The following is a 15,255-nucleotide window of genomic DNA, read 5'->3' as shown; positions in this document are numbered from 1 at the left end:
CTCAATGAATAAGCCCGGGAACAGCGATCCGAATGTGGCCGACATGCGCCGGTGGACCGACCATCACCGCAGCGCGTATTCGCCGGCCGCACCTTTTCCCCGAAGTCCGGTCGGCCAGGCCGACCGATGCCCTGAAATCTGGTCGGCCAAGCCGGCCGAGCTTGGAGCAGCAATGCAAGTGAAACCCGCCATCGCCTGCGGCACCGTGCTGGCCGGTGCGCTCGTCGCACTGTCCGGCACCGCGGCGCAGGCCGCCACCGTCCGGTACGAAGCCGGGACCTCCCCGGCGGTGTGCAGCGGAACCATCGACTCCGACCACAGCGGCTACTCCGGCCGCGGATTCTGCAACGGCGACAACGAGATCGGCGCCTACGCGCAGTTCACCGTGAACGCCGCGGAATCGGGCACGGCGACACTGCACGTCCGCTTCGCCAACGGAACCACCACCGCGCGGCCCGCGGACATCAGCGTGAACGGGTCGCCGAGCACGTCGGCGTCGTTCGAGAGCACGGGCTCGTGGGACGCGTGGACGACGAAGACGATCACGGTGCCGGTGAACGCGGGCGGCAACACCATCCGGTTCACCCCCACGACCTCCAACGGCCTGCCCAACATCGACTACATCGACGTCGAGACGGGTGACGGCGACACGCCCCCGCCGTCCGACGAGGACGCGCTGTACGTCGCGCCGGGCGGCAGCGACGGCGCCGCCGGAACCGAGGCGGACCCGACGACCCTCACCTCGGCGATCGACCGCATCGCCCCGGGCGGGACGATCTACATGCGCGGCGGGACGTACCGCCACTCGCAGACGGTCACCATCCCGCCCGGCAACAACGGCACCTCCGGCGACCGCACGCAACTGTCCGCCTATCCGGGCGAGACCCCGGTGCTGAACTTCTCGGCCATGAGCGAGAACTCGGCGAACCGCGGGCTCGCGGTGAACGGGTCGTACTGGCACGTCTACGGCATCGTCGTGGAGCACGCCGGCGACAACGGGATCTTCGTCGGCGGCAGCGGCAACGTCATCGAACGCACGGTGACGCGCTTCAACCGCGACACGGGACTGCAGCTGTCGCGCATGACCTCCGACACCCCCGAGGACCAGTGGCCGTCCGGCAACCTCATCCTGAGCGCGGAGTCGCACGACAACGCCGACTCCGACGGCGAGGACGCCGACGGCTTCGCCGCCAAGCTCACCTCCGGCCCCGGGAACGTCTTCCGCCACTCCGTCGCCCACAACAACATCGACGACGGCTGGGACCTCTACACCAAGGGCGAGACCGGCCCCATCGGCGCGGTGACCATCGAGGACTCCCTCGCCTACGACAACGGCACGCTCAGCGGCGGCGGCCAGAGCGGAAACGGTGACCGCAACGGCTACAAGCTCGGCGGTGAGGACATTCCGGTCAACCACATCGTCCGGCGCTCCTTCGCCGTCGACAACGGCAAGCACGGGTTCACCTACAACAGCAACCCCGGCTCGATGACGATCTCGGGGAACGTCAGCATCGACAACGCCGAACGCAACTTCTCCTTCGACGACGGCAGTTCGGTCTTCCGCGGCAACACCTCGTGCCGCTTCGACGGCGACGGGTCGAACGACAGGACCGTCGGTGACGCCGACGGCTCCAACCAGTTCTGGTCCGGCTCGAACGGCTCCCGCTGCTCCTCCTACGCCGGCGCCCTCGGCTGGTATCTCGCCTCCGACGGCCACCTCGTCGTGACCTTCGGCGGCAAAGCGGCGACGCCCTGACCCGGCCGGGAAGGCAGAGCACCCACCCCCACCACCCGAAGACGAAAGAAGAGACGAGCATGAGACGACCAGTCGTACTGCGACTTTCCGGGGCGCTGGCGACGATGGCCCTCGCGGCCGCGGCCGGTGTGGTCCTGGCGACGCCCGAGGTGTCGGCGGCGGCCGGCGCCACCGGCTACGCGACCCAGAACGGCGGGACCACCGGCGGCGCCGGCGGGACGACGGTGCGGGCCTCCACGGGGACCGCGATTCATGCGGCCCTGTGCAACCGGGCCGCCAGCGACACTCCGATCACCATCCAGGTCGAGGGGACGATCAACCACGGGAACACCAGCAAGGTGTCGGGCGACAGCTGCAGCACCGCCGACGACAAGATCGAGCTCAAGCAGATCAGCAACGTCACGATCATCGGGGTCGGCGGCGGTGCCGTCTTCGATCAGATCGGCATCCACATCCGCGAGTCGAGCAACATCATCATCCAGAACGTGACCGTCCGGAACGTCAAGAAGTCGGGCTCGCCCACGTCCAACGGGGGTGACGCCATCGGCATGGAGAGCGACGTCCGCAACGTCTGGGTCGATCACACGACGCTGGAAGCGTCCGGTGGGGAGTCGGAGGGGTTCGACGGCCTCTTCGACATGAAGGACAACACCCAGTACGTGACGCTCTCCTACAGCATCCTGCGCAACTCCGGCCGCGGCGGCCTGGTCGGCAGCAGTGAGAGCGATCGCTCGAACGGCTTCATCACCTACCACCACAACCTGTACGAGAACATCGACTCCCGCACGCCGCTGCTGCGCGGCGGCATAGCCCACATCTACAACAGCCACTTCGCGGGTATCAGCAAGTCCGGCATCAACTCCCGGGCCGGGGCCCGCGCCAAGGTCGACGCCAACTACTTCGAGGATTCCAAGGACGTCCTGGGCACCTTCTACACCGACGAGGCCGGTTACTGGCAGGTCAGCGGCAACATCTTCGACAACGTGACCTGGTCAAGCCCGGGGAGCGAGAACCACCCCGCCGGCCCCGACCCGCAGTCCAACACCACCGTCAGCATCCCGTACTCCTACACCCTCGACGACGCCGGCTGCGTGCCGGACGTCGTGAGCCAGACCGCGGGCGCCGGCAAGGGCCTGCGGGTCTCGGACGGCAACTGCACGCCGCAGACACCGACGCCGGGACCGACCACCCCCACTCCGGGACCGACCACCCCGACGCCGGGTCCCACCACCCCCACGCCGGGACCGACCGAGCCCGGCGGGACCAACCTCAGCCTTGGGGCGGACTCCGACGGCTCCAGCAAGGCCGACGGGACGAGCTACGGCAACGTCCGGGACGGTGACATGAGCACCTACTGGTCGCCGGCCGGCTCCACCGGCTCGATCTCGATCAAGTGGGACTCCACCCCCACGGTGTCCATGATCAACATCCGGGAGGCTGCGGGTTCCGAGGGCGACATCGGGTCCTGGGAGGTCCTCGACCACGACGCCGGGACCGTCCTGGCCTCCGGTAGCGGGGCCGGCGTCATCACCTTCTCCCCGACCTCGCTCCGCAAGATCACCTTCAGGATCACCGGCTCGGCCGGCACCCCCAGGGTCGCCGAGTTCGAGACCTACGCCGGGTAGCGGCGCGGCCCCTCCGCCCGGCGGGCCAGGCCCGCCCCGGGCCCGCCGGGCGGCAGGGGCTCACCGGCCGGGGGTCCCGTTACGCCGGTCGATGTCGGTGGTCTTTGCGATACTCCCGGCCCATGACCGACAACTCAGACGAGTCCGTGTTGCTCGACCATGCCCGGTTCTTGGTCGCCCTCGGCGACCACGACTTCGAATCTGTCGTCCAGCAGTGCACCGAGATACTGGACGACCCCTCCGAGGCGAGCGAACGTCTCGCCCGCCGGATCGTCGGGGAGCATTTCGCCGCCCACCTCACCGAGCAGGAGACCTGGCCCGACGAACTCGACACCGACCGCCTGCACCGCGCGTTCCGCGAGCTGGACGTGTCCGGCATCGTGGCCCGCCTCGACCACACCTGCTGCCAGAACTGCGGCATCTCGGAGATCGGCGGGGAGATCCCGGCGGACGAAGAGCGGCGCGGCTACGTCTTCGCCCACCGTCAGGACATGGAGGCGGCCGTCCCCGGCGGAGGCCTGACCCTCTCCTACGGCGTCCGGAGCCGTGGCGACCAGCCCCCGGAGGCGCAGGCCGGGATCGGCGAGGAGGTGGCCGGCGCCCTGCGCCGCCACGGCCTGACGGTCGACTGGAACGGCAGCCCCAAGAGGCGGATCGACGTGTCGCTCACCTGGCGTCGCCGCCGCTTCGGCCCCTTGGCCGCCTGGCCGGGCGGCGAACCGGACTCGTCCGACCGGCCCCTGTCCGTCTCGTACTGCGACATGCCGCGCGGCGGGGTGCAGAACGCGTGGGTTCCGGTGTCGTTTCCGCAGGCACGCGACGTCCTGCTCACGGTGGCGCCCTACAAGGGCAACTACATCAACTTCATGATCCCGTCGGGCGGGGGCCTGATCGCGTCGTGGGGGCCGGGCCCCGACCTCACCTTCGAGCTGCCCGGCGACGAGGAGAGCGCCCGCCACGTCACCATCGCGGAGGCCGAAGAGATCGTGTCCGTCCTCGCTCACGAGGGCCGGGTCGCCCTACCGTGAACGACCCGGCCGGGGACGCGGCCGATGCCGAGTCCGGCGAGAAGGACCGCGGTGCCCCAGTCGGCCACTCCGACGGTTTGCGAGGGCGTGCATCTGAGCCGCACGAAGTCTCGACGTGATGGCCGCGTCCCCGACCTGCAGGCCGCGCTCTGGGCGGGTGTGCCGATGAGGCCGGTCATCGCGCCGGCGGCGACCGCGCCGGGAACATACTTGAGCACGGACGACACGGAGAGAGGCTGAATCAACGTGACCGACCTTTCCGCTTTTGCCGAGCTGATACCTCTCGACCACGGCTTGTGCGTGGTCAACACGGTGCGGGGCGATGGGAGCGTCCAGTCGTCGGTGGTCAACGCCGGGGTCCTGGAACATCCGCTGAGGGGCGGGCGGGTCGCCGGGCTCGTCGCCACCGGCGGCTCCCGCAAGCTGCACAATCTGCGTGCCGACCCCCGCGTCACGCTCGTCGCGCGGGCGGGGTGGCGGTGGACGGCCGTCGAGGGGGACGCCGAGATCATCGGCCCTGACGACCCGCATCCCGAGGTCGACGGCGAAGCGCTGCGGGTGTTGCTGCGGGACATCTTCCGAGCGGCCGGCGGCACACACGACGACTGGGACACCTACGACCGGGTGATGGCGGAGGAACGACGAGCCGCCGTGCTCATCGTCCCCCGCCGCGTCTACGGCAGCCCGACGACCTCCTGACGCGGGACGGGCAGGGTCACACCGAGAGGAGCGACTTGCCGATCGTGGTCCGGGCGGCCAGGGCACGGTGGGCGTCGGCGGCCCGCGCCAGCGGGTAGACGGCGCCGATCGCCGGGTTGAGCCGTCCCCGCGTGGCCTCGTCCAGGGCGACGCCCAGCAGTTCGCTCACGGTCTCCTGGTCGGGTGGCCCGTCCATGAGCGGGGTGAACACTCGCAGTCCGCGGCGCTCGACGAGTTCGGGGTCCGGGCTTGTGAAGCCGTCCGCGGTGCCGTAGGTGACGAACCTCCCGCCGTCGGACACCGCGTCGAGGGCGGCCGCGCCGAGCGCGCCGCCCGCCCCTTCGTAGGCGAGCGCGACGCCGCCGCCGGTCAGTTCCCGAACCCGCTCGGCCCAGCCGGACCGCGTGTAGTCGACGGTGGCCTCCGCGCCCAGTTCACGGGCGAGCGCCAGCTTGTCGTGCCGGGACGCGGCCGCCACCACCCGGGCGCCGGCCTGGACGGCGAGCTGCACCAGCAGCGATCCGGCCCCGCCCGCCGCGGAGGACACCAGCACCCATTCCTCCTTCTCGGGCACGCCCAGCCGGTTCAGGCTGAGCGCGGTCACGCCATCGTGGACGAGCGCGGCCGCCGGCTCGCCGGCCAGCCCGTCGGGGATGGGTGCGATCTCCTCCGCCCCGGCGACGATCTGTTCGGCATAGCCGGTCCCGGTCCGCACGACCACACGCCGTCCCACCCACGCGGGGTCCACCCCCGATCCGACCTTCAGCACCTCGCCCGCTCCGCCGCCGCCCGGGATGTACGGAAGCTCCCGGGGAAAGAAGTCCTGGCCCCACCCGGCGCGCAAAAGGGTGTCGAGGAAGATCACGTCCGCCACCGCCATGCCCACCACGACCTGGCCGGGCCCCGGCACGGGATCGGGCAACTCGACAGGCCGCAACACTTCCGGACCGCCGAACGAACCCACCTGGACAGCACGCATGACCGGCTCCTTCATAAGAAATCCCGAGCTACCCGCCCAGTCTTCAACCTGAAGCAAGCTTGAGGTCAAGCGTCACCGGTCGGTGATCTCGGGTTCGGATGTTCCGCGCACGTGAATCCGTTGGAATCACGCTTCTTCGTCGGGAATGTGCGTAAGTTTGTGGTGTACGGCAAAGCGATCGCGAGGAGTCGCGGTGACGGCGGATGCTCCCCACGACGTCGATGAGCCCTTGCTCGGCATTGCCCACCCGCCCCGTTTCTGGACGTCGCCCTTCGGTAGGTCATTCATGATCAGCGTCAGTGTCGCGGTCGTCGGGACTGTGACGCTGCTCGTCAGCACCTTTTGGCCGACTGCGCAGATCAGCACGATCCACGGCATCATGGCCTCCAAGCAGGACTTCTTTAACGACGAGGAAGTCCAGCGCTTATTGAGGAAGCACGAAATCCGCGTCGAGGTCACCGCGCGCGGTTCCAGTGAAGTCGCCTTCGAGGTGCTCAACCAGGAGACGCAGCGTTACGACTTCGCCTTCCCCTCGGGGCAGCCGGCCGCGGATCTGATCAAGAACGAGCGGCGGAGCAGGGGACTGCACACTGCGACGACGCGCCTGTTCACCAGCCCGATCGTGCTCGCCAGCTACCGTGAGTACGCCGAGACCCTGGTCAGGAACGGTGCCGCGGATCGGCACTCCGGCGGCCCCGGTGGCGCGCTCTACTACACGCTGGACACGGCGAAGTTCATCGAGCTGGGCAAGCGCGGCAAAACCTGGAACGACCTCGGGATCGACCGATACACGAATCCGGACGGCTCCAGCATCACGAACGGCAACCGCGTCCTCGTCCACACCCCCGGCGTGTGCAGGTCCAACTCCGGGGCGACCTACCTCGGCCTGGCCGCCTTCGTGGAGAACGGCGGGGAACCGGCGCAGACCGAGGCCGAGGTGGACCGCATCGCCGGGGAGATCCAGCCGCTCTTCACCGCGTCCGGCATGCCGGAGTCGAAGCCGTGGCGGTCCTATATAACGCCGGAGGGCAAAAGCCAGGGGCCGATCGTCGTCGTTTACGAGCACCAGTATTTCGCCTACCAGCAGAGCCATCGCAGCCGTACCGGCCGGGTCGACACCGGGCGGGTGCTGCTCTACCCGAAGCAGGAGTTCCAGACCGATCCGGAGTACATCTCGCTCAAGCCGGGCGCCGGTGACCGGCTCGGCACCCTGCTTCACACCGACCCCGAGTTGCGCCGGCGCATGATGCAGCTCGGCTTCCGGGTCATCGATGACACCGACTCCACCGGAACCAGGCGGCTCTTCGAGCTGCTCGCCGGCCAAGGCGTGCCGACGCCCGACGAGCGCACCGACTACACGAGCGCCGAACTGCCGAGGCTGAGCCTGCTGCAACGGCTGATCGACGCGGTCGGCGGGTGCCCCTGATGAGGCGGCCCCCGCGCCTGTTCATCGGTCTCGTGGCATGCCTGCTGCTCGTCCTGGACACCGCATGCACCTCGGATGGGCAGGACACGACACTGCGGGTGCTGGCCAGTCACGAGCTCGCCGACATGCGTCCCATACTCGATGAGCTCCGGCGCGACACCGGGATCGAGCTCGTGCTCGACTACCGGGGAACCGTGGACGCCTCCACCGCGCTCGCCAGAGGCGATGACGACCACGACCTCGCCTGGCTGTCCAACGACCGCTATCTGCAGCTCAAGCTGCGGGAGTCGGGCGGGCGGCGGCTGCGGCCGCTGTCGAGGGAGATCATGAGGTCCCCGGTGGTGTTCGGCGTCCGGCCGCAGACCGCACGGCGGCTCCGCCACAGTGCCCGGAGCGCGAAGCTGTCCTGGGCGGACATCGCCGACGGCGCGGCCGAAGGGCTGGTGCGCTTCGGCATGGCAGATCCGCGCCACACCGAGAGCGGGCTGGCCGCCCTTGTCGGTGTGGCCACGGCCGCCGCCGGCACCGGCGGGGCGCTGCGTCCGCAGGATCTCGCCTGCGACCGGCTGCGCGGGCTGTTCTCCGGCCAGACGCTCACCGCGCCCTCGACGGACGAACTCGTCGACGCGTTCGCCGCGGCCGAAGGCAGGGCAGACGCCCTGATCGGATACGAGTCGACGCTGCTGTCCCTCAACGCGAGCGGGAGGTTGCGCGAGCCGCTGGAAATCGTCTATCCCGAGGACGGCATCGTGCTGTCGGACTATCCGCTGCTGCTGCTCGACCCCTCGCGCCGCGCCGCATACGACAAGGTCGTGGCGTGGCTGGCCCGCCGGGACACCCAGCGGAAGATCATGAACCGCACGCTGCGCCGTCCGGTCGACCCCGGCGTGCGGCGGGACCCTCGGCTGCGCACGGAGATCGGCAACGCGCTGTACTTCCCGGACTGGTCCGGAGTCATCGACCGGCTGCTCGCCAACTATGACCCGAGTGCGAGGAGGCCAGGCCAAGTGATCTTCGTGCTCGACTACTCCGGGTCCATGAAGGGGGCGCGCATCGGGGCATTGCGGACCACGTTCGCCGGACTCAGCGGTGCCGACGGCTCATCCACCGGCAAGTTCGTGCGCTTCTACCGGGGGGAGAAGTTCACCTTGATCCGTTTCGGCGAGGACGTCCGGGCGGAGCGCGACGTCACCATTTCCGGCCCGCGCGACGTCGGCGTCATTCGCGGATTCCTCGCCGCCGACGACTTCGACCACAACACCGCCGTATGGTCTGCGCTCGACCACGCTTACGGGCGGGCGGCCGAACTGAAGCGCGCGGACCCGGGACGGCCGGTGACCATCGTGCTGATGACCGACGGACTGAGCAACGCAGGCATCGGCTTGGAAGAATTCCTCCGCCGGTACTCGGCCCTATCGCCAGAGGCCAAGGCCGTGCGCACCTATCCGATACGCCTCGGCGAGGCCGATCCGGCCGAACTGGACCGGGTGGCGAAGGCGACCGGCGGCCGCATGGTGGACGCCAACGCGTCCTCGCTGGACCGGGCGATCAAAGAGACCCGTGGCTGCCGATGACCTCTGAGACATTGTTGATGCTGGTGGGACTGGTCACCGCCATGGCGCTGGCCGCCGGTGCGGGCATCGTCTGCGCCTATGCGATCAAAGTGAATCGCCACCGGCGGAAGTGGGGAAGAAACCTGATACCGAAGATCTGCCTGTACCTTGACGAGAAAAGCGCCCTGGACATCTACCTGCAAGGGGAGTACCCGGCTCTGCAGCGCTCGGTCCAGCGGACGACTCACCGCAACAGCGCGTCGGGGTTGCTGCTCCGGATCCCGCTCATACGCGGGACCGTGGATCGCGCGGTCAAGCAAGAACAGATCGAAAAGTACTTCGAGGACGCGGGGTCGATCACCACCATCGGGCGTATCATCCATGAGCTCGACGGCGCGAGGGACATCGTCTACGTCGACCTCATCGAGCGTACGATCGGGATGGGCGCCGGACTGAACCGGGTGCTGGAGCAGTCTCACGGCAAGGGGGCCAAGCGGGCCTCCGCCCCTCTGCGAGAACTTGAGACGGCCGCCTTCGTCTCGGTCAAGGGGCGTTTCTGGGTCACGGACCAGTCTGAGACGACGACCACATTCTCCGCTACGTACGGCAATGCCAGCGAATTGTCCGGCGACCTGCCGAAGGTCGGCGTCACCGCCGACACCGCCTGGCTGCGCCATGAGAAAATTCCGCAAAGCCCATTCATCGCGCACTGCCTCGGCAAGATCCGCTGGGACCCCGGCACCGGTGAACTGGAGATCTACCCCATCCTCGCCATCTTTCTCTAGCGCGTGTTCGGGTGGTTTTAGTTTTGGGGGAGTTCGAGGCGGAGGATGCGGTCGTCGCCGGGGCGGGGGGCGGTGCCTCCCCAGGTGGCCCGGTCGGTGTTGGACGTGGTGATCCACAGGGATCCGTCGGGCGCGCGTTCGACGGTGCGGATGCGGCCGTAGTCGCCGACGAAGTGGTCGACGGGTTTCCCGGCCGCCTCGGCGCCGTCGACGGGGAGCTGCCACAGCCGCCGGCCGCCGAGGGCCCCCATCCAGATGGACCCCTGGGCGTAGGCGATCCCCGAGGGTGAGGCGTCGTCGGGATGGACGGTGAAGATCGGCGGCTCGCCGGTGTCGCCTTCGGTTCCCTCGGTCTCGGGCCAGCCGTAGTCGAGGCCCGGCCGCAGGACGTTCAGCTCGTCCCAGGTGCGGTGGCCCAGCTCGGAGGCGTAGGCGGTGCCGTCGGGGCCGAACGCGATGCCCTGCACGTTCCGGTGGCCCGAGGAGTAGATGGGGGAGTCCGGCGAAGGGTTGTCGTCCGGGATGGACCCGTCCGGCCGGATCCGGAGGATCTTGCCGTTGAGGGAGTTCTCGTCGGCGGCGTTCTCGGGCAGGAACGCGTCCCCGGTCCCGATCCACAGGTTGCCCTCGGGGCCGAAGCGCAGCCGTCCGCCATGGTGGCGGTCGGCCGTCTCGATCCCGTCCAGGAGGACGCGTTCCTGGCTGAGCGACCGCATGTCCTCGGCGATGCGGAGGGCGACGACGCGGTTGGTCGGCGACGCCGAGACGTAGGCGTAGACGGTGCGGTCCTCGGCGAAGCCGGGTGAGGCGGCCAGGCCGAGGAGGCCGCCCTCGGCGCTCACCTCCACGCCGGGCACCTCGCCGACCAGTGCGGGTTCTCCGCCACCGGCCGGGACGTGATGGATCTGCCCGGAGGCGCGCCCGGACACCAGGGCCGAGCCGTCCGGCAGGAAGGCCAGCCCCCACGGCATGTCGAGACCGGTGACCAGTTCGGTCACCTTGCCCGGAGCCGCCGCCGGCGAGCCGAGATCCGTCCGGCCGGGGGTCTGCGCTGCGGATCCTGCGCATCCGGCGAGCGCCGCACCCGACAGGACGGCGGCCAAGGCCAGGGCGAGGGGTTGCTTCGTGTGCACGATGTGCCTCCGTTTCCGCCGCTGGGCGATGCCGCCGCGGGCGAACAGGACCTGTCCGTTGACCCACCGGCCACCCCGACCTGCCCGGCCGGTTGCGCAACGGTGCTCAGGGTGGAACCGCTCTTCCTCATCACATGTGGACGAGTTGTACACTAATCGATATGTGGACTACTTGTCCATATAGTTCGGCAAGCGGGCTCGGCGGGTGCCGTCCGGCCCGCGGCTATAGTGGACAGGGAGTACACATATGGAACACATCGACAGTCGTGAGACCCCTCTGCTCAAGCCGGGGCGCGGGCGCCGCCCGGCCGCCGAGGTGCGCCGCGCGACGCTGGCCGCCACCGCCGAGCTGCTGCTCTCCGACGGCATCCGGAGCGTGACGTTCGAGAAGGTCGCCACGCGCGCCGGCGTGAGCAAGATGACCCTGTACAAGTGGTGGGCCTCCCCGGGCGCGCTGGCCCTGGAGGCCTACTTCAGCGCCGTCGAGACGACCCTCGCCTTCCCCGACACCGGCGACGTGCGCGCCGACCTGTCCGCGCAGCTGCGCGCCTTCGTCGGCCTCCTCGACCGCGTCGGCGGCACGTTCGCCGAGCTGATCGGGGCCGCGCAGAGCGACCCCGACCTGTCGGCCGCGCTGTCGGAGCAGTACGTCGTACCGCGCCGGCGGCTCGCCGTGAAACGCATGGCCGCCGCCCGGGACGCGGGCCAGATCCGCGGCGACGCCGACCTCGAAACGCTCGTCGACCAGCTGTGGGGCGCCTGCTACCACCGGCTGCTGCTCCCGGCCGAGCCGCTGAGCACCGGCTTCACCGACGCGCTGGTCGCCAACCTCTTCGACGGCGTCGCCCCTGCCGACGGCCCCCGGGCGCACCGCGACGACTCCGAGCGGAACGGCCGGCACCACCACGAGGCGTAGCCCCGGCCGCGGCGGCCGGCCCGCCCCCGCTATCCCCGCTCGTCGCCTCCCGCAGCGTGCACGGCGAAGGCGTCCTCGATGTCGGCGCCGGTGATCCCGGGCCCCGGAATGCCGACCGGGCCGTCGGCGGCCAGCGCGTTCAGGAAGAGGGCGATCTGGCGTTCGGCCATGCGCGGCCAGTCCGGGCCGTACGAGAGGGGCTGTGTGATCAGCGCGGTGAAGACGATGACATCGGTGGCGCCGGCGTCCGCCCGGACGCTGCCGTCGGCGCGTCCGCGTTCGAGGAACGACTCCAGGCGCCGGCTGATCGTCCTCCGGGACCGCACCGCGTCCTCGCTCATCAGCGGTGGTGCGCCGTGCAGGGGCAGAACCAGCTGGTCGCCGACCGCGACGCAGCGTCTCAGATACTCCGCGACCGCCTCCCGCCCCGGGCGGCGCAGCTCTTCGATCTCCGCCAGCAGGTCGACGAGCAGGTCGTAGGCGCGTTGCTCGAGCGCGTGCAGCAGGGCTTGGCGATCGGGGTACTTGCGGTACAGGGTCCCGACGCCGACGCCCGCCTCCGCGGCGATGGCGGCGAGGGGGACGTTGCGGCCTTCGCGGAGCATCACGGTGACGGCCGCGGCGAGAAGCCGCTCGCGGTTGGCCTCCGCGTCCCGTCGAGGCCGGCGGGTCCGCCCGTGTTGGGACGTCCCGGCGGCCGCGGGTCCGCGGGTCGAGTTTCGCACTCCGGCCATACGCCTCTGCTTTCAGGGATCCATGAGCACGGCGATGCCGTCCGCCTCGGCCAGCCTAGCAAAGTGGACGATTCATTCCGCTTCGCTGGACGGCCCGCGCATCGCGACGTAGGGTGGTTAAACGGACGAAATCGTCCGCTAAAGAGGAGGAAACCGATGAGCATTCCGTACCTGGCGCAGCCCGAGCAGCAGCAGAGGCTCGAATGGCTCGCCGGCGGCACCTTCTCCGTCCTGCTGGACGCCGCCGCGACCGACGGGCAGCTCACCGTCGGCCGGTTCGACGTCGCCAAGGACGAGGCGCCGCCGTTCCACATGCACACCCGCGAAGACGAGATCTTCATGCTGATCAAGGGGACCGCGCTGCTGTGGGCCGGCGACGAGGAGATGGAACTCGCCGAAGGCGGCATCGTCTACCTGCCCAGGAACATCCCGCACGGCTACCGCATCACCTCCGATCGGGCGGACCTGCTGATGATCGCCACGCCCGGTGGGATCGAGGGCATGTTCCGCCAGGCCGGGCGCGACATGACCACGCCCAGGCCGGACGGCTTTGAGATCTCCAAGGAGGCATTGTCCGCGGCGGCCGACGCCTACGGCCAGGTCATCGTCGGCCCGCCGCGCTGACCCGCCCCTAGGCAGCCCGGCTCATCCGGTGCGGCGGCGCAGGCGCAGGACCCGGATCACGCGCTCGCGCGGTCGGGCCGGCAAGTCGCTCAGGCCGGCATGTCGGTTTGGTGTGCGATGGCGCTGCGCATCAAGGCGACGGTCTCTTCGGCGTGCCCGAGTGCGACTCCGGCCGTCACCTCCCGGACGAAGCGCCCGGCGCCGGTCAGGAGCCGCTCCGGGTCCTCCAGCAGCGCCCCCTTGTGAAAGACCAGCTTGGCTCCCTTCTTCGGCGCCGCGATGCCGCACAGCCAGTGATGCCAGTCGCCCATGACCGTGAAGGTCAGCCGCCCCCACTTGATCGACCGCTCCAGCCGAGGATCGGCCGCGGCGACCAATGCGGACAGTTCTTCCACCTGGCCGCGGACGTGTGCATCCAGGCCGTCCAGCCAGTCTTGTACTTCCGCCCCTCCGCCCGGTGTTCCCTCAGCCATGTCCCCATCATCTTGCTCACCACCGACAGGCGACGTGGGTCGTGGCGGTTGTCAGCAGGATGCACACGGGGGTGTAGAGGACGAGGTTGAGCTTGTAGAAGGTGGAGTCCCTGCGGGCGCCGATGCCCAGGGCCCAGGCCAGGCCGGCGAGGGTGCGCAGGGCGAGGCCGGCGGCGACGGCGACGGTTCCGGCCATGGGAAGCCAGCCGGGCAGGCCGGTGAGGACCACGTCCGCCTGGGCGAGGACGGTGACGGCCCCGCCGGACAGGGCCAGGACGAGCGGCGCCAGGACGCGAGGGGTGAAGGGGACGTCGGCGTTCAGCAGGCCCCGGGACAGGGAGGTCACGTCGCGGGCGGGCCAGGTGCGGCCGGTCATCCAGTAGACGTGCAGGAGCGCGTCCAGGATGAGGACCGCTGCGACCAGGAGGGCCGCCATTTCGTAGGTTCGCATGTCCGGAAGAGGGCGCGGGGGCCTTCCCGCACTCCCGTGATTCGGGTCACTTCGCCGGGGTGAAGCGCCTGACGAACCGGCGCATGAGGACGGGCCCCAGCACCCGGCGCAGCGGCGGACCCAGGATGCGCATGCCCGGGAGGCGCAGCCCGGCCAGGTAGGCGAAGCGGGTGACGTCCCCTTCTGGGACGGCGGCCATGCCGAACACCAGGAAGCGGCTCTGCATGAGGCACCAGCCGGGGCGCAGCACCAGGTCGAACGGGGCCCGCAGGCCGGAACGGCCGCGGACCGTCGCGCGCATCCTCTCGCCGCTGCGTTCGGTGATGCGCAAGGAGCGGACATCGGGCACCAGGCCGGGGAAGCCGTGTTCCGGGTCGCCCAGCACCGCCCACACGGCCTCGAAGGAGGACGGCAGGACGGTCTCCTCCAGCAGGACGCCGGGAAACGAGGCCGCCAGCGCGCGGAGCCGGCGCACGTCGTCCAGTTCGCCGAGCGGCCAGGTCATCGCGGACTCCCTTCGTCGCGCCAGTTCCGCCGGAAGCTCGCCCGGGCCCGGAACAGCCGCGACCGGACGGTCCCGGCCGGGACCCGCAGCATCCGCGCGGCCGACTCCTCGTCCAGGCCCTCCAGGTCCCGCAGCGTCAGCACGGCGCGGTGCTCGGGCGACAGCCGGCTGAGGACGTCGCGGACGTCGGCGGCCAGCGACGGGTCGCCGGGCGCGGGCAGCTCGGGCATCTCGGCGGGGACGGCCCGTGACGACTGCCTCGCCACCCGTACCGCCTCGCGTACGGCGATGACCCGGACCCAGCCGAAGAGGGCGGCGGGTTCGCGCAGGGTCCGCAGGTTGCGCATGACGATGATCAGCGCCTCCTGAGCGGCGTCGGGGGCGTCCTGCAACGCGATCGGCCCGCAGAGCCGGCGTACGTACGGGGTGAGCACGTCCAGAACCTCGTGCAACGCCATCAGGTCACCGCGCTGCGCCCGCCTCACCACGTCGGCGTCGACGTCGGGCCTGCTCACCCGCCTCACCCTAGCCAGGTTCGGCGGACCCGAAGCCGACGGGTGGACGCCCC

The 15,255-nt window shown here is 70.1% G+C and carries 16 protein-coding genes; 9 read left to right on the top strand and 7 right to left on the bottom strand.

Features of this window, described 5'->3' with window-relative positions; all coding sequences use genetic code 11:
• Nucleotides 1-172 precede the first annotated feature (172 nt).
• The 4 genes from AB0C35_RS22805 (at nucleotide 173) to AB0C35_RS22790 (ending at nucleotide 5,108) form a co-directional block, all read left to right on the top strand.
• On the top strand, nucleotides 173-1,756 hold the full coding sequence (locus AB0C35_RS22805; protein WP_358458969.1) for a carbohydrate-binding protein: 1,584 nt from the start codon (nucleotides 173-175) through the stop codon (nucleotides 1,754-1,756).
• Between the two features lie 59 nt (nucleotides 1,757-1,815).
• A complete protein-coding gene (locus AB0C35_RS22800; protein ID WP_358458967.1) occupies nucleotides 1,816-3,381 on the top strand; it encodes a pectate lyase in 1,566 nt (521 codons plus the stop codon).
• Nucleotides 3,382-3,503: 122 nt separating this feature from the next.
• Nucleotides 3,504-4,409 carry a hypothetical protein gene (locus tag AB0C35_RS22795; protein WP_358458965.1) on the top strand — a complete coding sequence of 302 codons (906 nt, stop codon included), beginning with the start codon at nucleotides 3,504-3,506 and terminating at the stop codon, nucleotides 4,407-4,409.
• 246 nt (nucleotides 4,410-4,655) lie between these two features.
• Nucleotides 4,656-5,108, top strand: a complete 453-nt coding sequence (locus AB0C35_RS22790) for a TIGR03618 family F420-dependent PPOX class oxidoreductase (protein ID WP_358458963.1) — start codon at nucleotides 4,656-4,658, stop codon at nucleotides 5,106-5,108.
• A 16-nt stretch (nucleotides 5,109-5,124) separates the two neighbouring features.
• Here the strand turns inward: AB0C35_RS22790 and AB0C35_RS22785 are convergent, their stop codons facing one another.
• On the bottom strand, nucleotides 5,125-6,087 hold the full coding sequence (locus tag AB0C35_RS22785) for a zinc-binding dehydrogenase (RefSeq protein WP_358458961.1): 963 nt from the start codon (nucleotides 6,085-6,087) through the stop codon (nucleotides 5,125-5,127).
• A 193-nt stretch (nucleotides 6,088-6,280) separates the two neighbouring features.
• On the opposite strand from AB0C35_RS22785, the gene AB0C35_RS22780 reads away from it, so the two are divergent.
• The 3 genes from AB0C35_RS22780 to AB0C35_RS22770 are packed head-to-tail and all read left to right on the top strand — an operon-like array spanning nucleotide 6,281 to nucleotide 9,851.
• Nucleotides 6,281-7,513, top strand: a complete 1,233-nt coding sequence (locus tag AB0C35_RS22780) for a hypothetical protein (RefSeq protein ID WP_358458959.1) — start codon at nucleotides 6,281-6,283, stop codon at nucleotides 7,511-7,513.
• Nucleotides 7,513-9,087, top strand: a complete 1,575-nt coding sequence (locus AB0C35_RS22775) for a VWA domain-containing protein (protein ID WP_358458958.1) — start codon at nucleotides 7,513-7,515, stop codon at nucleotides 9,085-9,087. Before AB0C35_RS22780 ends, AB0C35_RS22775 begins: the two co-directional genes overlap by 1 nt.
• Nucleotides 9,084-9,851, top strand: coding sequence for a hypothetical protein (locus AB0C35_RS22770; protein WP_358458956.1), 768 nt, complete (start codon nucleotides 9,084-9,086; stop codon nucleotides 9,849-9,851). Before AB0C35_RS22775 ends, AB0C35_RS22770 begins: the two co-directional genes overlap by 4 nt.
• Nucleotides 9,852-9,868: 17 nt before the next feature.
• Here AB0C35_RS22770 and AB0C35_RS22765 read toward each other — a convergent pair whose 3' ends face one another.
• On the bottom strand, nucleotides 9,869-10,984 hold the full coding sequence (locus AB0C35_RS22765; RefSeq protein WP_358458954.1) for a PQQ-dependent sugar dehydrogenase: 1,116 nt from the start codon (nucleotides 10,982-10,984) through the stop codon (nucleotides 9,869-9,871).
• A gap of 247 nt (nucleotides 10,985-11,231) precedes the next feature.
• Between AB0C35_RS22765 and AB0C35_RS22760 the strand changes: the two genes are divergently transcribed.
• Nucleotides 11,232-11,900 carry a TetR/AcrR family transcriptional regulator C-terminal ligand-binding domain-containing protein gene (locus AB0C35_RS22760; protein WP_358458952.1) on the top strand — a complete coding sequence of 223 codons (669 nt, stop codon included), beginning with the start codon at nucleotides 11,232-11,234 and terminating at the stop codon, nucleotides 11,898-11,900.
• 29 nt (nucleotides 11,901-11,929) lie between these two features.
• Here the strand turns inward: AB0C35_RS22760 and AB0C35_RS22755 are convergent, their stop codons facing one another.
• Nucleotides 11,930-12,634, bottom strand: a complete 705-nt coding sequence (locus AB0C35_RS22755; RefSeq protein ID WP_358458950.1) for a TetR/AcrR family transcriptional regulator — start codon at nucleotides 12,632-12,634, stop codon at nucleotides 11,930-11,932.
• Nucleotides 12,635-12,790: 156 nt separating this feature from the next.
• Here AB0C35_RS22755 and AB0C35_RS22750 point away from each other — a divergent pair, with 156 nt between their 5' ends.
• Complete coding sequence (locus tag AB0C35_RS22750) at nucleotides 12,791-13,258, top strand: cupin domain-containing protein (protein WP_358458948.1); 468 nt, start codon at nucleotides 12,791-12,793, stop codon at nucleotides 13,256-13,258.
• An 89-nt stretch (nucleotides 13,259-13,347) separates the two neighbouring features.
• Here the strand turns inward: AB0C35_RS22750 and AB0C35_RS22745 are convergent, their stop codons facing one another.
• The 4 genes from AB0C35_RS22745 to AB0C35_RS22730 are packed head-to-tail and all read right to left on the bottom strand — an operon-like array spanning nucleotide 13,348 to nucleotide 15,202.
• Nucleotides 13,348-13,731, bottom strand: a complete 384-nt coding sequence (locus AB0C35_RS22745; protein ID WP_358458946.1) for a DUF1801 domain-containing protein — start codon at nucleotides 13,729-13,731, stop codon at nucleotides 13,348-13,350.
• Between the two features lie 16 nt (nucleotides 13,732-13,747).
• Nucleotides 13,748-14,182 (bottom strand): DUF3995 domain-containing protein, encoded by a 435-nt coding sequence (locus AB0C35_RS22740; RefSeq protein ID WP_358458944.1) that lies wholly within the window; start codon nucleotides 14,180-14,182, stop codon nucleotides 13,748-13,750.
• Between the two features lie 46 nt (nucleotides 14,183-14,228).
• Nucleotides 14,229-14,687 (bottom strand): hypothetical protein, encoded by a 459-nt coding sequence (locus AB0C35_RS22735; RefSeq protein WP_358458942.1) that lies wholly within the window; start codon nucleotides 14,685-14,687, stop codon nucleotides 14,229-14,231.
• On the bottom strand, nucleotides 14,684-15,202 hold the full coding sequence (locus AB0C35_RS22730; protein WP_358458940.1) for an RNA polymerase sigma factor: 519 nt from the start codon (nucleotides 15,200-15,202) through the stop codon (nucleotides 14,684-14,686). Before AB0C35_RS22730 ends, AB0C35_RS22735 begins: the two co-directional genes overlap by 4 nt.
• Nucleotides 15,203-15,255: the final 53 nt, after the last annotated feature.

The organism is Spirillospora sp. NPDC048819, from assembly GCF_040650055.1.
Classification (GTDB): Bacteria; Actinomycetota; Actinomycetes; order Streptosporangiales; family Streptosporangiaceae; genus Spirillospora.
This window is presented reverse-complemented; position numbering and strand designations above follow the sequence as displayed.